Raw genomic sequence first — 17,434 nt, 5'->3', positions numbered from 1 at the left:
ATTGCCACCAGGTCACATAGTTCGGAACTGCTATTCATGGTGGTGCAGGGTAGATAAACATGCTACAAAAACCAAAACAAGGAAGTCTTCTGCACTTAAACACCGAATTCTTCCAGATAAGAATATTGCTATATGCCAGTAAAAATTTTAGGGAGCTTTGAATGATTGCAAAAGGAACCATTATTTTAACTATTGTGTTATTGCTATCTTCATGTGGTAAAAGCGAAGCAGAAAAGATTGCCCAGCAGAAAGAAGAAAAAGAACTTTACAATCGCTGCGTGAGTTTAGGAGTAAAATACTTTAAGGAAATTGGTTCTTATCCAACCCTAAAATCAGCTCCCAATAAGGGTCGTCATGCCATTGAAGTTGCTCGGGAAAGATGTAAAAAAGCACCCAAAACCGCATTTCTATAATAAATGACATATAACAATCCAATGTTATTCAGCCAGCAAGCTGGCTTGGGAAAATTACTCGCTGCCACCTCGTGGCAAACCTCTCGCAATTCCCCAAATTGGTGCGTTATGCAAAGGAGTAGCAAACAATGCGGCTGATCACGGAAACCAAACGTTTGAAGTTGATTAAGGTGACAGCCGCCGACGTTGATTTGGTATATTTGCTGACTGGGAACAAAAATGTGATGGAGTTCTTCCCGAAGGTGCTCAGTTACGACGAGACCCAACAAATGGTTGAGAAAATCCTCTATCAATACACAGAATACGGTTATAGCTATTGGAAGGTCCTGCTCAAACCAGGAGAGCAGTTTGTCGGCATTGCCGGTCTTTTACATCAAGAAATTAATGGTGAAGTGGAAACCGAGATATCATATCGTATGCTACCCATGTACTGGAACAATGGCTACGCAACCGAAGCCGCGAAGGCCTGTAAAGAGTACGGGGAAAATACATTGGGAAAGAGGAAGCTCATTTCTCTGATTCATCCGAGGAACCATGCCTCCGTACGAGTGGCGCAGAAGCTTGGTGCCAAAAAGACAAAATCAGTGTTCTTTATAGGCGAAGAACACGACATTTATGTCTACGGGATACGGAGTCAGGTCTTGCACCGTGCACATTATCCGTTTCTGGCCTGAATCGAATAAACAATAAATGATCAGTGGCGTATCTGTTTTCGTTTTGAAGATGGTGATGCGTACGAGGTCGAAGTGTGTGACTACCACTGAGTGAGGTGATGACTATGACTATTCTTAACACTGCCGGCATGCAGCGCAAACCGACCCATCCTGGCGAAATGCTCAGAGAAGATTTCCTGGTGGACTACGGCCTGACCGTTGCCGGGTTGGCTAAATCTCTGGGCGTCTCACGTCAGTCAGTTAACGAATTGCTGCGCGAGCGTCGTGCTGTCAGTCCTGAAATGGCGCTCCGGCTTGCCCGTTTGTTTGGTAACTCGCCGGAATTCTGGCTGAACGCGCAGCGATCTGTTGATCTTTGGACTGCCGCTCAGTCAGTCAAGGATGAAGTGGAGCGGATCAAGCCGCTGAATGCTGCATAACCAAGTCCTGCACAGGATAAAGCCTGGCTAAGTCCTGTTTGTTTTACTTCTGCTGGCGTTTTTCACGACGGGCTTTCCAGGCTTTGTTGACGGAGAAGCGCCATAGCAGGTTCATGGCAAAATAGCCCAGCGCGCCAAAGACTACCGCACAGACACCACACCCGAGCAAAAAGGCCGGGCCGATGGTATTGAGGCTGGAGACTACCCATTCCCAGCTCAGTTCAAAGTAAAAGGGTTCGGCCGGAGCGCCGAGCAGCCATACACCCACCTTATAGGCAGCAAAGAAGATCGGCGGCATGGTCAGCGGGTTGGTGATCCAGACGGTGGCCACAGACAAGGGCAGGTTAACGCGCATAGGAATGGCCAGTGCCGCCGCCAGCCACATCTGAAAAGGCACAGGCCAGAAAGCGAAGAACATGCCGATACCAAAGGCGCCAGAGGCTGAACGGCGATTCAGATGCCACAAATTGGGATCATGCAGCAGGCTGCCAAACACGGCCAGGGCTTTTTGTCGCTTAATTGTTTTGTGATCGGGCAAAAAACGCCCGATAATTTTCTTTGGCATAAGGCTCTCTGATTCACGTCATTCCGGCCAGGGAATGAACAGATAAGGCTGCAAATATGGATGTTTGGCGTTTCAGTTTCATTACACTGAGTATGACCGTTTTACTCTGGTCTGCACTGCCGCCTGTGTGGATCTTGCCGCCTTTATTTATTCTGGCAATTATCCTCGCCCTTTACTACCAAAGATGGTGGCTGTCAGGGGCGCTGGCTGCCATATTCTGGATGGCGAGTGTAGGGCATTGGCAGCAGGCTTGGCAACTGCCTGAAGAAAAGATTCAGCAAACTGTCATGGTAACAGGCTGGATAGAGACTCTGAGCCGCCCTGAATCGACTCAGCGCTTTAATTTGCGTCTCAATACACTGGATAATCAGCCGGTACCTGCAGGAGTAAAGGTGCGGCTAAGTTACCGGCAGCCGGATTGGGATATTAAGCAGGGGCAGCAGGTCAGTCTGGCGGTACGCCTGAAACCTCCCCATGGCAGCCTTAACCTGGGCGGTTTTAATTATCAGCGCTGGTTATTTGCCAGTGGTATCCGCGCAACCGGCTATGTGGTCGCCAGGCCGTCCAATCAACTGTTGCAGAACAACATCAGCCTGCGTCAGCAGGTGCTGGATAAGATGTTGGAATTGGATCTTACACACGGCGCCTGGCTACAGGCGCTGACGCTGGGCTATCGTGGCACCCTGGAGCAATCTGACTGGCTACTGGTGCAGCGTACCGGTATCGCCCATCTTATTGCCATCTCCGGCTTACATCTGGGGATCATCAGTGGTCTGAGTTTGTCTGTGTTGCTGTGGTGCAGCGGGTATCTGTTATGTGGTCGCAGTGAGCGAATTAACCTGTTTAAAGTGGCTATGGGTGGTGCACTGGTGGCGGCCTTTGGCTATGCGGCGCTTGCCGGTTTCAGCCTGCCAACGGCCAGAGCCTGGGTCATGCTGGTGCTGGTAACCTGGCTGTGGTTGAGCGACAGGCACTGGCGGCCCCGGCAGATTTTCCTGACTACTTTGCTGATTTTTATTCTGCTGTTCCCCTTAAGTCTGTTTTCCTTAAGTTTCTGGCTCAGCTTCTGTGCCATTCTGATTATCTGGCTGGTGTTCTGGCGCTGGCCGGTCGCCGGCGCCAGAGTGGACTGGCGCACGGCTTTTATATCTTTGCTGCGTATGCAACTGGCCCTGAGCTTACTGATGTTGCCACTGGTGGCCTGGGAGTTTCATCTGGTGTCGCTGATTTCACCTCTGGTGAATATGCTGGCGGTACCTTTGGTAACTCTGCTGCTGGTGCCTCTGTGTCTGCTGGGGTTGTTGCTGCTGTTTATCTGGCCTGCCGCCGGTAGTCTGGTGTTTAGTCTTGCCGATTTACTTATTGGCCTTGGTATTGAGGGGCTTAACTGGTTTGCCAGCCTGCCACCGGCCTTTTCGCAGGTCAGACAGATTCCGTTGATGGTCTGGGTGTTGATGGTCGCGGCGTTAGCATTACTGACTCTGCCAGTTTGCCGGCGCCGCTGGCTGCTTTGCGCTTTGTTTATTATGCCTTTGCTGAGCTGGACGTTTCCGTCACGGGACCCCAACTGGATTGTCAGAGTGCTGGATGTGGGCCAGGGGCTGGCTGTGGTGATTGAAAAACAGGGCAGGGCCATTCTCTATGACACCGGCCCGGCTTACCCATCGGGTTATAATAGCGCCGATAATCATATTTTGCCGCTGTTAAAAGTCAGAGGAATTAACCAGTTAGATAAGGTCTTTATCAGCCACAATGATAATGACCATGCCGGCAGTCTGCCTCAACTGGCTAAGGGTATTCCTCTTAAGCAGGTAATTAAACACGATGATCTGTGCCAGGCAGGCTGGCAGCAACACTGGCAGGAGCTCACCATCCGGGTGCTGTGGCCGCCGGCCGGCTATCAGGATTCTGAAAATAACCTTTCCTGTGTGCTGAGCATTACAGATGGCAGGATTACCCTGTTGTTGCCGGGGGATATTGACAGTGACATTGAGCGACTACTGGCCACCAATGAGGATATTCAGGCCAATATTCTTATCGCTCCTCATCATGGCAGCAATACTTCGTCATCTTCAGAGTTTATCCGTGCGGTGGCACCAGAGTATGTGGTATTCAGCCAGGGCTACCTTAATCGCTGGCGTTTTCCCGCTGAAGCTGTGGTGCAACGTTACCGGGAACATGACGTGAAGATGTTACAGACTTCCATAGAAGGGCAGACAGATTTTGTGATCGGGGATGGTGGCATCAGAGTGCAGACATACCGGCGTTACTATCACCCATACTGGTACCAACCACCACCGTTTCATTTCTGACCAATCAGATTGGTAGTTGGGTAATCCGCATCGGGACGGTACAATGTGGGCATTCTGCCCGTCAGGGGCCTGCCAAATAGTGAATAAATGAATAAAAATAAGCCTTCACCTACGGTATTCAGGCGTTTTCTGCGCTATCAAAAAGACTACAAGCTGGCTTTCGCCGTGGCGATCCTCGGGATGATTGGATACTCGGCCGTGGATGCCTTTGTGTTTTCCCAGCTAAAACCCCTGATTGACGACAGTCTGGTTAAAGGGGATTTTGGTTATCTGCGCATGGCCGCGTATCTGATTGTACCGATTTTTATTCTGCGCGGTATTTTCAATTTTATGGGTACCTATACCCTGGCCTGGATCGCCAATCAGGTGGTGATGAAAATGCGTCGCCAGTTGTTTGATCAGTTTATTCACCTGCCGGTGGCCTTTCATGACCGTAATTCTTCCGGCCAGATGATCTCCAAGGTGATTTATGACACTGAGCAGGTTACTAATGCCGCGGGCAAGGCCCTGCTGACACTTGTGCGCGAGGGGGCACTGGTGATTGGTCTGCTTAGCGTGATGTTTTACTACTCCTGGCAATTGTCGCTGATCTTTATGCTGATCGGCCCGGTGGTGGCGGCAATCGTGTATGTGGTCAGCAAGCGTTTTCGCATTGTCAGCCGCAGTATTCAGCAGGCCATGGGCAATCTGACCAGTACCGTTGAGCAGGTCATCAAGGGCCATAAAGTGGTGCTGATGTTTGGTGGTCAGGAAATGGAAAAAAAGCGTTTCGATCAGCGCAATAATCATAACCGCCAGCAAAATATGAAACTGGTGGTGTCCAGACTGTTCAGTGAATCTTCGATTCAGGTTATTGCTTCGATAGCCCTGGCGGTGGTGCTGTATATCTCCAGCCTGCCGGATATGCTCGAACAACTGACCGCCGGTATCTTCACCACAGTGGTATTTTGCATGACCATGCTGTTAAAACCCCTGAAGCAACTGACCACGGTAAACAGTGAATTTCAACGTGGTATGGCCGCCTGTGGCAGTATTTTTGAGATCCTCGATCAGCAGCCTGAGCCGAATACCGGCTCCTTACATCTTGATCGTGCAAGAGGCGATATTCTGTTTGAGCAGGTCACCTTCAGCTATCCGGGCAAAGAGCAGGAAGCCCTTAAAGATATCAGCTTTAATATCAATGCCGGTCAGACCCTGGCACTGGTTGGCCGCTCCGGCAGCGGCAAGTCGACCATTTCCAGTTTGCTGACCCGATTCTATCAGGTGGAGCAGGGCCGTATTCTGCTCGATGGTGAGGATCTTAATAAGATCAATCTCGAAGATCTGCGCCGCCAGTTTGCGCTGGTCTCTCAGCACGTGACGCTGTTTAATGACACCATTGCCAACAACATTGCCTACGGTGCCGAACACAGGGTAAGCCGGGAAGATATTGTCGAGGCGGCGCGTATTGCTCATGTGCAGGAATTTGTTGATGTTCTCCCTGAGGGGTTGGATACCAATATTGGTGAGAATGGTCTGATGCTCTCTGGCGGTCAGCGACAGCGTATTGCCATTGCTCGGGCTATTCTCAGGGATGCACCAATACTGATCCTGGACGAAGCCACATCGGCGCTGGACACTGAGTCTGAGCGATTAATCCAGGATGCGCTGGATAAGTTACAGCAAAACCGCACCAGCCTGGTGGTGGCACATCGTTTATCCACCATCGAGAATGCCGATAAAATTCTGGTCATCGATCAGGGTTGTATTGTCGAGCAGGGCGATCATAAAACTTTGCTGGAAAAAGATGGCGCTTATGCACAGCTGCATAAACTGCAATTTAAAGATGGATTGAGCATTTAGTGACGGCACTCGAGAAAGCCTGGTATCAGGGCGGCATTTGGTTGTGGTTGTTAGCGCCGCTGGCGCTGCTGTTTTATCTGGTCTCAGCACTGCGGCGCTGGTGTTACCGGGCTGGCCTGAAAAAATCCCATAAGGTCGGTGCAACGGTTATTGTGGTGGGAAATATTACTGTAGGCGGCAGTGGTAAAACCCCGCTGGTGATCCGCCTGTGCCAGTGGCTGAAGCAACAAGGGTATCATCCCGGAGTGGTCAGCCGTGGTTATGGTGGCAAAGCACCGGCTTACCCATACACTGTGTTGCCAGACAGTGATGCGGCCACAGTAGGCGATGAACCTGTATTAATGCGTCAGCATCTGGGCTGCCCTCTGGTGGTGGATCCTGACAGGGTGCGAGGGGCCGCTTATCTGGTTGAAAAACATCATTGTAATATCATACTCTGTGATGATGGCCTGCAACACTACCGCCTGGCCAGAGATGTAGAAATTCTGGTGATGGACGGCGAGCGTCGTCTGGGAAACCGTCATTTGCTGCCTATGGGGCCGCTGCGGGAGGGAAAATGGCGATTATCGACAGTAGATTTTGTGGTGGTCAATGGCGGTATTGCAGCCCCGGGGGAGCATCTGATGTCACTGGAAACCGGTCAGCTGGTGAATCTTAAATACCCGAGTAAAACCCAGTCTTTGTCGGCACTTAAAAAGCCTGCCATTGCGCTGGCCGGAATTGGTAATCCGGAGCGATTTTTTAATCTGCTCAGGCATCGTCAGGTCAGGCTCAAAGAGACCCGTGTGTATGCAGATCACTATGCGTTTAAAACCGGAGATATTCCCGATGATCTGGTGCTGATGACCGAGAAAGATGCGGTGAAATGCCGCGCCTTTGCTGGTTCCCAATGGTGGTACCTGCCGGTAAGTGCTAAGTTAACGGAACAATTTAAACAACAACTGCTGGAAAAGATTCATGGCCTTTGACAAGAAGTTACTCGATATCCTCGCTTGCCCCGTATGTAAAGGGGAGTTGTACTGGAATGCTCAGGAGAGCGAACTGGTTTGCCGTTTTGACCGCCTGGCCTACCCCGTGCGCGATAATATTCCGGTGATGCTGGAGAATGAAGCACGGCAAATGAGCAGTGAAGAAGTGGAAAAACTTAAAGGTAAGTAACAACCATGAAATTCACCGTTATTATTCCTGCCCGTTATGGCTCGACCCGCTTTCCGGGCAAACCGCTGGCCGATATTCATGGCAAGCCGATGATCCAGCATGTGGTAGAAAGGGCGCTTGATTGCGGTGCCGCTCAGGTGATTGTGGCGACAGATGATGAGCGTATCGCTGAAGCGGTGAGGGATTTTGGTGGTCAGGTGTGTATGACGTCAAGGCACCATGAATCCGGCACCGAGCGGTTGGCTGAAGTGGTGGATATACTCGAACTTGATTCTGATGAGGTGATCGTTAATGTGCAGGGTGATGAGCCCTTTATTCCGTCTGCCAATATTCAGCAGGTGGCAGAGAATCTTCATCTCCATCCTCAGGCAGAAATGGCCACGCTGGCCGTGAGGTTGCGCGACGTGGAAGAGGTGTTTAACCCCAATGTGGTTAAAGTGGTGACCGATAAACTCGGCTATGCACTGTATTTCAGTCGCGCCACTGTGCCCTATGATCGCAGTCGTTTTTTAGACGAAGACAATATTGACGAAGTAGGTGACTATTATCTGCGACATATAGGCATTTATGCCTATCGTGCCGGATTCATCCGCCAGTATGTGAATATGGCACCCTCAGGGTTGGAGCAAATTGAGTCACTGGAGCAATTGCGGGTACTCTGGCATGGTGAAAAGATCCATGTGGATATCGCCGCTGAAACACCACCGGCTGGCATAGACACACCGGCAGATCTGGCGCGCATTGTTAAGCGTTTTTAACCTCTGATAAGGAGAATACCGTGGCGACTATTGTCATTACCGGAGCAGGCCGTGGTATCGGACTGGCACTGACAAAACATTATCTTGACCGTGGCGATATGGTGTATGGCTTGTGTCGCAAGGCGACAAAGGAACTGAGTGAATCAGGCGCAGAGGTGGTTGAAGGAGTGGATGTTGCCGATACTGAACTCCTGGCCAGCGCACTGGCCCCGTTGTCGAATGTTCAGATTGATGTGCTGATTAATAATGCCGGGATACTGGGCAGGGAGTCACTGGAAAATCCTGATACACAGAGTATTGAACGCCAGTTCAGGGTTAATGCCCTTGGCCCGCTGCAGATTACACAGATTCTCGCGCCACATCTGCACAAGGGCTCCAAGGTCGCCATGATAACCAGCCGTATGGGCTCCATGTCCGATAATGGTTCTGGCGGCTATTATGGTTATCGTATGTCCAAGGCGGCACTGAATGCTGCGGGTGTATCATTGGCAAGAGATCTCGAGCCTCGAGGCATTGCTGTAGCACTGTTACATCCAGGTTATGTGCAGACAGAAATGGTCAGCTATGGTGGTGATGTGTCAGCACAGGTGTCTGCGGCGCGCCTGATTCAGCGTATTGATGAGTTAAATCTAAACACCAGCGGAAGCTTCTGGCATGCTAATGGCGAGGTACTGCCATGGTAAATATTGATTTAAGTGGCTTGTAAATATTGGAATTACTGTTTAATTTGGTTATAGCCCTGCAAAACGTCTGCCGGGTATATCCATTGTCAGGGATAAATACCAACTACATTAAACAATTGGTCACCTTATATGCAAAAGGTAGTTGTTCAGACCTTCTCTGAACGGGACAAGGACTGGTTTAGTCAGGTTCCAGTAGGGACACGGCTTGAAGTACAGTTTCTCGATCATTTTGACAGTCGTTTTCATAGCGAAATGGTGGGGTATCGTTTTGGTCGCTATCTGATTATCCGATTTGAAGATATTAACTTCCCGCAGAAAGATGGCGTGGCGGGCATGGTGGCTATTTGCCGTTTTCTGATTGAAGACAGCTTAGGCGAATGTTTCGCCTTTAAAACCGAAATTGTGAATATGATGCGGCGCCCGGACCGTCTGTTGTTTCTCAACTTTCCGAAAGAAATACACCGCCGCGCACTCAGGGATAAGAAACGCGAAAGTGCCAATGTTATCGCCACTATACAAATGCTGAGTGAGCAGGGTTTACGGGGCAAACCCTTTAGCGGTCTGGTGCAGGATATCTCAGCGGGCGGTTGCCGGTTTCAGTTTGAAGAGTGCCATACCGGTCGTAAAGTGAATCTGTTGCCTGTTGTGATTACCTTGCTTGGCAAAGATGGTGAAGTGGATAAAGAGGTGTTTGGCAAAGTGCGCAATTCTCGCTATCAGGATAACTTGCTCAGTGTTGGTATACAGTTCGACGAACTGCAGTGATATGCTTTACGGTCGACAAACATCAATTCTCTTCGTTGTCGTTTCTTCGTTGTGTCTCAGCTTCAGAGTAACGGATATACATATCCATTAACGCTTGTCGCACCGCTTCGCTGTAACCCGCTGCTACGCCCAGCAATAAAGTGGTTATGGCCGCTTTATCGGGATTATCTCCTATCCATTTTGCCAGCACCGGGTCGGCGTGTTCGAGCAATAGTTTCTCGAAATCCTGTTCCGGCTCAGAGGTACGCTGGGGTGCTCGTCTGATTGTGGAACGACGATATGAGAATCTGGCAAGCACCTGCACGATCGCAATCACTACAATACCAGCGGCAGCGGTCACCAGTGCTGCCAATGGTGGCGACAGTGTTTCGCGCAAGCTCAGGTAGCATGCCAGAGCAAGAAACGCGATGACAAAAAAGATCATCGGGATGATGATCACCGATGCAACGGCCTGCGTTTCAAGCTTTTTCTTAAACCGTTTCAGCACCTGGTTTGCTTCGCTCTGAACGGACGGTTACAGGACTGCATATCGGTCACTTGCGATCGAGCAACCGGCCAAGTACAAAACCAAGCCCCAATGCGATAGCGAGACTGGTCATTGGCCGCTCTTCAACCTGCTTCTCAACGGTGTGCACGCCATCACGAACCTGTTTTTTTGACTGTTCTGCTGCATTGCGAAGGGTTTCGCGTCCGTCATTGGCACTGTCCCGGGCAAACTTTGACAATGTTTTCCCGAGTGACGAAATATCTGCTTTAAGGCTATTCAGTTCTTCTTTAAGTTCCTTGATATCGTTGTCTGTTGCGGTTGACATCATCTCTCCTTTTAACAAAGTTCATACTAACCCTAGCATAGATAGCAGTGATTGAAAGTATCCCTTTTCTTCGTTAACGACGAGCGGGAAATACCATTAAGCTCATCACACTGGCTTGCAGGACTATCTGGAGTCGTGTGACTTTGCCTTTTTGCGTTAATCACGTAAAGTAACGCTCCCTTTGTTTAGTACATTCATTCTATGGGCCCATTAATGTTGGATCTGGCCGCAGGCCGGTTATCCGCAGAAGAAAAAGAGTTGTTGGCGCACCCCCTGACGGGTGGCGTGATTCTGTTCAGTCGAAATTTTGAAAGCTTGTCACAGTTACAGCAACTGATCAGAGACATTCGTACCTGTGCCTCTGACTCTGTGTTGATCGCGGTGGATCACGAAGGCGGAAGGGTACAGCGATTTCGTGACGGTTTCAGTGCCATTCCTGCTATGGGAAGCCTGACAGAGAAAGCGTGTGGCGACAGTCACAAGGCCGCATTTTGGGCTCAGCAATTTGGTTGGCTGATGGCATCAGAGGTTCTGACCATGGATATGGATATCAGCTTTGCTCCGGTTGTGGATATCAATGGCGTGTCACAGGTTATCGGGGATCGAGGTTTTTCTGCAGAGCCCGCACAGGTGGTTCATCTGGCAGGGCACTTTATGCAGGGAATGCACAAAGCGGGTATGAAGACGACCTGTAAACATTTTCCCGGCCATGGCAGCGTTTTAGAGGATTCTCATATTGCCATGCCCGTAGACAAGCGCTGTGAAGCCGATATCCGCAATCTGGATATGCAGGTTTTTGTTGCTCTTCAGCAACAAGGGTTAATGGATGCAATAATGCCTGCCCATGTTATCTACAGCGAAGTGGATGATTTGCCCGCTTGTTTTTCCCGGCGCTGGCTGCAGCAGATATTACGTGATGAACTGAGGTTTGACGGGGTGATTTTTTCCGATGATCTGTCCATGCAGGGGGCAGCGATGATGGGAGATTATGCAGACCGGGCCTGCGCGGCGCTGAAAGCGGGTTGTGACATGCTGCTGATTTGTAATAATCGTGAAGGGGCGATCAAGGTTGTGGATACACTACCGGCAAATTATCCAGCGAATCAGCGCCTCTTAACTATGCGGAAAAACCGGTGCTCAGACCGGAAAAGCCTGGAGCGCAGCGATTTATGGTTGCAGGCTCAGCAAGAACTTGCGGCGTTTTATGCAGACTAAAGGGCTGTTGATCGTTTCCGGGCCACTTTTGGCACTGCTACTAGGGTTGATACTGGCGTGGCAGGGGCAACCCCTTCCGATTGTGTGGACGGCCAGTATTACTTTGCTGACAGCCTTTTACTGGATCACCGAGGCCCTGCCGATCCCGGCGACATCTTTGATCCCTTTTGCGGCTTTTCCACTTTCAGGCGTATTAACGCATCAGCAGGCGGCTTCTTCTTTGGGCAGTCATGTGATTATCCTGTTGATGGGGGCGTTTATGCTCTCCAAAGCACTGGAAAAGTCTAATGTACACAGCCGCTTTGCCTTTTATATGGTAAGCCTGACCGGTGCCCACAGTGCGCGAAGACTGGTGTTGGGCTTTATGCTCACTGCGGCGTTCTTATCAATGTGGATTTCTAATACTGCGACTACCCTGATGTTGCTGCCCATTGCCATTGCGGTAATTCAGCGGTTGGAAAATCCGCGGCTGGCGGCCGCAATTTTGTTGGGTATCGCCTATTCAGCCAGTCTTGGTGGCGTGGGGACACCCATTGGTACACCGCCGAATATTATTTTTATGAGCGTGTATGCTGAAGTGCAGGGGCAGGGGCTGAGTTTTCTGGAATGGATGCGTTTTGGTCTGCCCATTGTACTCATTGGTATTCCTTTAATGGCACTGTGGTTAACCCGGGGACTGGGGCGTCTGGATAATCTGAAATTGCCCGTGGCGGGGCAGTGGCAGAGTGAGGAAAAACGGGTATTGATGGTGTTTGCTACAGTGGCAATGGCGTGGATATTCCGGCCTTACTGGACTGCATCGCTGGGCATGGAAAACGTGGGAGATAGCACGATTGCACTGGCCGGTGTGGTAGCCATGTTTATGACCCCAACAGGTAAGGTTGCAGGCGAAAAACTGCTGGACTGGCAGACGGCCAATGATATTCCCTGGGGAATGCTGCTGCTATTTGCCGGTGGCATCTGTATTGCAAAAGCCTTTGAAGCATCAGGTTTGAGCGTGGCGATGGGGGAAGCTCTGACCAGCTTGTCTTACTTACCGCTGATCATGCTGATACTGTCTCTGTGTTTGTTTGTGACGTTTTTAACTGAAATTACCTCCAATACCGCTACTGCAACATTGTTGATGCCTATTCTGGCAACCGCCGGAGTCGCGGTGGGCGTCGATCCTAAATTACTGATGATCCCGGCGGCAATCAGTGCGAGCTGTGCGTTTATGTTACCTGTTGCTACGGCCCCCAATGCCATCGTTTACAGTACGGGAAAAGTGTCAATTCGCACTATGGCCAAAGAGGGATTGATACTGAATGTGGTTATTGCCCTGGTCACTACAGCGGTGGTCTATATTGTTTTAGTCTGATCCCATCTCTGAGGCCTGAACAACGCAACGAATCTGGCAGGTTATCCACTCTTATGCCCTGTTGGTCGTATATTCTGTAAGAATATGATCACCTCTGTGGCATAGTACGTACCCCCTCCTTCTGTGTACCCGAATTAAGTAATTAGAGGATTTTGAATGAAGCTGTCGCTGGCATCGGTAACCTTTTCCCTGTTTTTTTTGTCACTCTTTGCCGGACCTGTACAGGCGCAATCAGGAGAGGCTCGCCCTGTACAGGTGGTTGTTAAGCCCGTCCAGTTTGAGCGTCAGTCTTCCAGGGTGGATGCCGTAGGTACAGCTGAGGCGACTAAGGCTGTGGTTTTGTATCCGGCAGTGACTGACAAAGTCACCGCGGTGCATTTTGAGCCCGGTGACTGGGTGAAAGCCGGTGATACGTTGCTGGAGCTTGATGCCAGGCGACAGCGTGTGGCTCTGAATCGGGCAGAGATCCTGCTGGCGGATGCCGAGCGTACGGTTAAGCGTCTTAAAGAAAGCCGTAAGGAAGGAGCGATAGCACAAAGCCAGTTAGATGATGCAATAACCCTCAGAGATATTGCGAAAGTGGAGCTCAGTGAGGCTGAAGTAGAGCTGGAAGACAGGCAGATAGTGGCACCATTCGATGGGGTGATGGGGCTGACCGATATCGAAGTTGGTGACAGAATTAATCAGCAGACAGCTATTGCCAGTATTGACAGCAGAAAGGAGCTGTATGTGCATTTTCAGGCGCCAGAGGATGCGCTGAATATGCTCCAGGCGGATAGCGCGCTGACACTGCGTCCCTGGAATAATCCTTCGCAAACCATTCCGGCGGCACTGTCTCAGGTTGATTCCCGTATCGATCCTCAGAGCCGCACGGTCAGAGTACGTGCAATTATCGACAATGGTGAAGATAAATACAGACCCGGAATGAGTTTTCGGGTCAATCTGGAGCTTAAAGGTGATCGATACGCCGTAGTCCCTGAAGCCGCGCTGTTGTGGGGCGAAACCGGAGCGTATATCTGGGTCGCGGAGAATGACAAGGCAAAACGAGTGGATGTACAGATTAAGCAGCGTTTTAAGGGCTACATTCTGGTCGCCGCAGACCTTTCATCAGAGGACTTGCTGATAGTGGAAGGCGTGCAGAGTCTGCGTGAGAATCAGCCTGTTTTCTACTCCACCGAGGTATAAATCAGAATGAGCTTAAAACAATATCTGCAAACCAGTGATTTACCCTCATTAGCGATTCGTCGCCCGGTGCTGATCGTTGTTCTGAATCTGCTGATCATTATTGCCGGCTTCGCCGCTATTAATGGCGTAGAGGTGCGCGAATTACCTGATGTGGACCGACCCATTGTAACGGTGACCGCGAGTTTTCCGGGAGCATCACCTGAAACCGTAGATACTGAGGTGACCAGTCATCTTGAAGGCGCCGTGGCCAGGGTCAGTGGGGTGAAGTCTATTCGTGCCCAGAGTGAAGAGAACAGCTCCAGAATCGTAGTAGAATTCCGCCCCGGTATTGATTTGGATACGGCCGCAAACGAAACCCGGGAATCGGTGAGCCGGGTACAGCGACGTTTGCCGGAGGATGTTGAACAACTGGCTATCATTAAAGCCGACAATGATGCCCAGTCTGTAGTGAGCCTGGCGGTTTCCAGTGAAACACTGAACCTGGAAACCCTGACAGAGAGAGTTGAAACGGATTTAGCACCGCAGTTTTTGAGTATTCCGGGAGTGGCCGATGTGCGTCTCAATGGTGACCGGCGGCGGGTCTTGAGGGTACGCCTGGATCCCCTGCGCCTGACCAGTTTTAATCTTGCCGTAACGGATGTTGCCGGTGCGTTAAGACAGGCCCCCTTTGATGTGCCTGCGGGTAGCCTGAAATCCACTGATCAGCAATTGATTGTGCGCGCTGATGCCACATCTGTGACAGCCGAACAGGTGAAGAATATTATTATAGCCGGGGATACCCGGGTAGGCGATGTGGCCGATGTGTATTTCGGCCCGGCCGATGCCCGCTCAATGGTAAGACTAAACGGCAAACCGGTTTTAAGTATCGGCGTGATCCGCCAGGCCCGTTCCAACACCATAGAAATCTCTGACGAAGTGTTGAAAATGGTCGGGCAGTTGCAGCAACGCTTCCCCGAAATCACACTCCAGGTGACCTCTGATGACGCTGAGTTTATTCGCGGCTCAGTGACCGAGGTCATTACCTCTCTGGGACTCACGATATTATTGGTGATCGCCACCCTGTGGGTTTTTATCGGTTCCTGGCGTGCCACTATTATTCCCGCCTTATCGATTCCGGTGTCTTTGATTGGCGCTCTGGCGATTATCTGGGCAATGGGTTTTTCTATCAATATTCTTACTCTGTTGGCGCTGGTATTGGCAACGGGTCTGATTGTGGATGATGCAATTGTTGTGTCGGAAAATATCCAGCGACGCAGGGCGATGGGGCTTGGCGCAAGGGCAGCAGCAGTTATCGGTACCCGGGAAGTGTTTTTTGCGGTGGTGGCTACCACCGCAGTGCTGGCGGCTGTATTTGTGCCTATCGCTTTTCTGCCTTCTACCGCAGGCAGGTTGTTCCGGGAATTTGGCGGAGTGCTGGCTGGCGGGGTCATTATTTCTTCTTTTGTGGCGTTATCACTGGTGCCGGCATTAACCGCTCGACTGCCGATTAAAAAGCATAGTGATCACCTGTTTGCCGGCCTGGGGCGCAATTTGTTAGGCCTTTATTCCCGTTCACTGCACTGGACACTGGATAACGCCAAACTTGTGTTTTTACTTTGTTTAGTGGCTGCGGGCAGCGCAGCGGGGATCTATACGAAGCTTGAGAATGAACTTTTGCCCACAGAGGACAGGGGCAGTATCCGTATTTTTGCCAGAGGCCCTGACGGAGTCGGGCTTAACTTTATGGATCGTCAGGCCCGCAAGATGGAAGAGATTTTATTACCCTATGTAAATCAGGGCGAAATCGATTCCATCTATACCAGAGTCGGCCAGTGGGATCCTAATATTGTGTTTATTACGGTGCCATTAACCGACTGGGATAAACGGGAACGGTCGCAGCAGCAGATTATTGATGAGATTCGCGGGCCGTTATCTGAAATTCCCGGGGCTCCGGCACGGGCTGGTGGCTCTAACAGCCTGAACCTGCGGGGGCAGGGGGGCGGATTGGAATTAGCGCTGACCGGGAATACGTATGAACAAATCTATGTAGCAGCGAGGGAGTTTGCCAAACAGATTGAACAGAATCTGCCCAGACTGGGGCGGGTGGAGATCTCCTACAAGCCGACTCAGCCTCAGTTGAGAGTCAATATAGACCGCCGTCGGGCACAGGATCTGGGTGTCGCCTTGTCGGACATAGCCAGTACATTAAGAGTGGCAATTAACGGTGATGATGTTGCCGATCTGAATGTGGGTGACCAGTCTGTACCCATTATGCTTCAGGCGCAGAACCTGATTATTAATGATCCCGGTGACCTGGCTAATTTGTACGTTAAGTCTGCATCAGGAAACCTGATTCCTCTGTCAAGTCTTGCCAATATCTCCGAGGAAGGAGTGGCAGCAGAGCTGGAGCGCTATGCGCAGCGCCGTGCCATTGAAATGGATATGGATCTGCCCGACGAAGTGGCGATCGAAGATGCGGTCGAATCCTTGCGTCAACTGGCCCAGCAACATCTTCCTGATGGGGTGAATATGGTTTTCAAGGGTGAAGCCCTGACCTTTGAAGAAACCGCTCAGGAGGTGATGCTGACCTATGTACTGGCGTTTGTGATTGTGCTGTTGGTGCTGGCCGCTCAGTTTGAGAGTGTTAACAGTGCGGTAGTGGTGATGCTGACCGTGCCTTTTGGTATTGCGGCGGCATTGTTCGCACTGTTTCTGACTAATACATCGATTAATATCTACTCACAAATCGGGCTGGTGATGCTGATAGGTCTGCTGGCCAAAAACTCTATTTTGCTGGTTGAGTTTGCCGATCAACTGCGGGATAAAGGCTTTTCGGTACGAAAAGCCGTAGAAGAAGCCGCGAAGATTCGTTTACGTCCCATTGCCATGACATTGGTATCCACCATTCTTGGTGGGCTGCCGTTGATCCTTTCCTCAGGTGCAGGGGCTGAGTCACGCAATGCTATAGGCTGGGTGGTATTTGGCGGGCTGGGACTGGCGGTGGTGTTTACTTTGTATCTGACGCCGGTACTGTATCTGGCACTCGCCAGATTCACCAAACCCCGGGCCGACGAAAGCCAGCGACTGGAAAGAGAAATGGAGGCTGCACAATCGAGCGAGCACTAGATAGACAGGTTTCAGACAAGCTAATAGTTTGCCTGTAGTTGACCATTGCGTGATTCCCACGTACTTTTACAACTGCAACACTTGGTAGCAATTAGATCGGTTAAAAAATAATCTAAATATTTGTTTCACCGAGATTTTTCTAATCATGGACTTTTTTCTGCCGATAAATAT

At 50.6% G+C, this 17,434-nt stretch carries 17 protein-coding genes; 14 read left to right on the top strand and 3 right to left on the bottom strand.

Going from position 1 to position 17,434, the window contains the following annotated elements; genetic code table 11:
* Positions 1 to 161: 161 nt before the first annotated feature.
* The 3 genes from CDA54_RS18185 (at position 162) to CDA54_RS18170 (ending at position 1,506) form a co-directional block, all read left to right on the top strand.
* On the top strand, positions 162 to 413 hold the full coding sequence (locus CDA54_RS18185) for a hypothetical protein (RefSeq protein WP_099036473.1): 252 nt from the start codon (positions 162 to 164) through the stop codon (positions 411 to 413).
* 128 nt (positions 414 to 541) lie between these two features.
* Positions 542 to 1,087 (top strand): GNAT family N-acetyltransferase, encoded by a 546-nt coding sequence (locus CDA54_RS18180; RefSeq protein ID WP_099036472.1) that lies wholly within the window; start codon positions 542 to 544, stop codon positions 1,085 to 1,087.
* A gap of 104 nt (positions 1,088 to 1,191) precedes the next feature.
* Positions 1,192 to 1,506 (top strand): HigA family addiction module antitoxin, encoded by a 315-nt coding sequence (locus CDA54_RS18170; protein ID WP_099036471.1) that lies wholly within the window; start codon positions 1,192 to 1,194, stop codon positions 1,504 to 1,506.
* 43 nt (positions 1,507 to 1,549) lie between these two features.
* Here the strand turns inward: CDA54_RS18170 and CDA54_RS18165 are convergent, their stop codons facing one another.
* Entirely contained in the window at positions 1,550 to 2,071 is a 522-nt protein-coding gene (locus CDA54_RS18165; protein WP_062480432.1) for a DUF2062 domain-containing protein, read from the bottom strand.
* 56 nt (positions 2,072 to 2,127) lie between these two features.
* Between CDA54_RS18165 and CDA54_RS18160 the strand changes: the two genes are divergently transcribed.
* From CDA54_RS18160 to CDA54_RS18130, 7 genes are all read left to right on the top strand, one after another.
* Positions 2,128 to 4,383, top strand: a complete 2,256-nt coding sequence (locus tag CDA54_RS18160; protein WP_099036470.1) for a DNA internalization-related competence protein ComEC/Rec2 — start codon at positions 2,128 to 2,130, stop codon at positions 4,381 to 4,383.
* Positions 4,384 to 4,470: 87 nt separating this feature from the next.
* Positions 4,471 to 6,225 (top strand): lipid A export permease/ATP-binding protein MsbA, encoded by a 1,755-nt coding sequence (gene msbA / locus CDA54_RS18155; protein ID WP_099036469.1) that lies wholly within the window; start codon positions 4,471 to 4,473, stop codon positions 6,223 to 6,225.
* Positions 6,225 to 7,193 (top strand): tetraacyldisaccharide 4'-kinase, encoded by a 969-nt coding sequence (gene lpxK / locus CDA54_RS18150; protein WP_180237276.1) that lies wholly within the window; start codon positions 6,225 to 6,227, stop codon positions 7,191 to 7,193. The genes msbA and lpxK overlap by 1 nt, the downstream gene beginning before the upstream one ends.
* Complete coding sequence (locus tag CDA54_RS18145) at positions 7,183 to 7,383, top strand: Trm112 family protein (protein ID WP_099036467.1); 201 nt, start codon at positions 7,183 to 7,185, stop codon at positions 7,381 to 7,383. The genes lpxK and CDA54_RS18145 overlap by 11 nt, the downstream gene beginning before the upstream one ends.
* Positions 7,384 to 7,388: 5 nt before the next feature.
* Positions 7,389 to 8,141, top strand: coding sequence for a 3-deoxy-manno-octulosonate cytidylyltransferase (gene kdsB, locus CDA54_RS18140; protein WP_099036466.1), 753 nt, complete (start codon positions 7,389 to 7,391; stop codon positions 8,139 to 8,141).
* 20 nt (positions 8,142 to 8,161) lie between these two features.
* Positions 8,162 to 8,824 carry an SDR family oxidoreductase gene (locus CDA54_RS18135; protein WP_099036465.1) on the top strand — a complete coding sequence of 221 codons (663 nt, stop codon included), beginning with the start codon at positions 8,162 to 8,164 and terminating at the stop codon, positions 8,822 to 8,824.
* Between the two features lie 129 nt (positions 8,825 to 8,953).
* Positions 8,954 to 9,589, top strand: coding sequence for a PilZ domain-containing protein (locus CDA54_RS18130; RefSeq protein ID WP_099036464.1), 636 nt, complete (start codon positions 8,954 to 8,956; stop codon positions 9,587 to 9,589).
* A gap of 22 nt (positions 9,590 to 9,611) precedes the next feature.
* Here CDA54_RS18130 and CDA54_RS18125 read toward each other — a convergent pair whose 3' ends face one another.
* Together CDA54_RS18125 and CDA54_RS18120 are read right to left on the bottom strand one after the other, a co-directional pair.
* On the bottom strand, positions 9,612 to 10,076 hold the full coding sequence (locus tag CDA54_RS18125) for a DUF1418 family protein (protein WP_099036463.1): 465 nt from the start codon (positions 10,074 to 10,076) through the stop codon (positions 9,612 to 9,614).
* A 46-nt stretch (positions 10,077 to 10,122) separates the two neighbouring features.
* On the bottom strand, positions 10,123 to 10,401 hold the full coding sequence (locus tag CDA54_RS18120; RefSeq protein ID WP_180237275.1) for an ElaB/YgaM/YqjD family protein: 279 nt from the start codon (positions 10,399 to 10,401) through the stop codon (positions 10,123 to 10,125).
* A 201-nt stretch (positions 10,402 to 10,602) separates the two neighbouring features.
* On the opposite strand from CDA54_RS18120, the gene nagZ reads away from it, so the two are divergent.
* The 4 genes from nagZ (at position 10,603) to CDA54_RS18100 (ending at position 17,263) form a co-directional block, all read left to right on the top strand.
* Positions 10,603 to 11,616, top strand: coding sequence for a beta-N-acetylhexosaminidase (gene nagZ / locus CDA54_RS18115; protein ID WP_099036461.1), 1,014 nt, complete (start codon positions 10,603 to 10,605; stop codon positions 11,614 to 11,616).
* Positions 11,606 to 12,973, top strand: coding sequence for an SLC13 family permease (locus CDA54_RS18110; RefSeq protein WP_099036460.1), 1,368 nt, complete (start codon positions 11,606 to 11,608; stop codon positions 12,971 to 12,973). The genes nagZ and CDA54_RS18110 overlap by 11 nt, the downstream gene beginning before the upstream one ends.
* A 156-nt stretch (positions 12,974 to 13,129) precedes the next feature.
* The gene (locus CDA54_RS18105; protein WP_099036459.1) at positions 13,130 to 14,158 is read left to right on the top strand and encodes an efflux RND transporter periplasmic adaptor subunit; all 1,029 of its coding nucleotides are present in this window, start codon (positions 13,130 to 13,132) and stop codon (positions 14,156 to 14,158) included.
* Positions 14,159 to 14,164: 6 nt separating this feature from the next.
* Positions 14,165 to 17,263 carry an efflux RND transporter permease subunit gene (locus CDA54_RS18100; protein WP_099036458.1) on the top strand — a complete coding sequence of 1,033 codons (3,099 nt, stop codon included), beginning with the start codon at positions 14,165 to 14,167 and terminating at the stop codon, positions 17,261 to 17,263.
* The last annotated feature ends 171 nt before the right edge of the window (positions 17,264 to 17,434 follow it).

This window comes from Lacimicrobium alkaliphilum (genome assembly GCF_002591895.1).
GTDB classification, from domain to species: domain Bacteria; phylum Pseudomonadota; class Gammaproteobacteria; order Enterobacterales; family Alteromonadaceae; genus Lacimicrobium; species Lacimicrobium alkaliphilum.
The sequence above is the reverse complement of the archived record's forward strand: the minus strand, read 5'-3'. Positions and strand labels throughout refer to the sequence as shown.

What these genes read in the sequence shown, in the direction of transcription:
- CDA54_RS18185 (WP_099036473.1), top strand. Translation starts at nt 162, where the DNA reads ATGATTGCAAAAGGAACCATTATTTTAACTATTGTGTTATTGCTATCT.
- CDA54_RS18180 (WP_099036472.1), top strand. Translation starts at nt 542, where the DNA reads ATGCGGCTGATCACGGAAACCAAACGTTTGAAGTTGATTAAGGTGACA.
- CDA54_RS18170 (WP_099036471.1), top strand. Translation starts at nt 1,192, where the DNA reads ATGACTATTCTTAACACTGCCGGCATGCAGCGCAAACCGACCCATCCT.
- CDA54_RS18165 (WP_062480432.1), bottom strand. Translation starts at nt 2,071, where the DNA reads ATGCCAAAGAAAATTATCGGGCGTTTTTTGCCCGATCACAAAACAATT.
- CDA54_RS18160 (WP_099036470.1), top strand. Translation starts at nt 2,128, where the DNA reads ATGGATGTTTGGCGTTTCAGTTTCATTACACTGAGTATGACCGTTTTA.
- msbA (WP_099036469.1), top strand. Translation starts at nt 4,471, where the DNA reads ATGAATAAAAATAAGCCTTCACCTACGGTATTCAGGCGTTTTCTGCGC.
- CDA54_RS18145 (WP_099036467.1), top strand. Translation starts at nt 7,183, where the DNA reads ATGGCCTTTGACAAGAAGTTACTCGATATCCTCGCTTGCCCCGTATGT.
- kdsB (WP_099036466.1), top strand. Translation starts at nt 7,389, where the DNA reads ATGAAATTCACCGTTATTATTCCTGCCCGTTATGGCTCGACCCGCTTT.
- CDA54_RS18130 (WP_099036464.1), top strand. Translation starts at nt 8,954, where the DNA reads ATGCAAAAGGTAGTTGTTCAGACCTTCTCTGAACGGGACAAGGACTGG.
- CDA54_RS18120 (WP_180237275.1), bottom strand. Translation starts at nt 10,401, where the DNA reads ATGTCAACCGCAACAGACAACGATATCAAGGAACTTAAAGAAGAACTG.
- nagZ (WP_099036461.1), top strand. Translation starts at nt 10,603, where the DNA reads ATGGGCCCATTAATGTTGGATCTGGCCGCAGGCCGGTTATCCGCAGAA.
- CDA54_RS18110 (WP_099036460.1), top strand. Translation starts at nt 11,606, where the DNA reads ATGCAGACTAAAGGGCTGTTGATCGTTTCCGGGCCACTTTTGGCACTG.
- CDA54_RS18105 (WP_099036459.1), top strand. Translation starts at nt 13,130, where the DNA reads ATGAAGCTGTCGCTGGCATCGGTAACCTTTTCCCTGTTTTTTTTGTCA.
- CDA54_RS18100 (WP_099036458.1), top strand. Translation starts at nt 14,165, where the DNA reads ATGAGCTTAAAACAATATCTGCAAACCAGTGATTTACCCTCATTAGCG.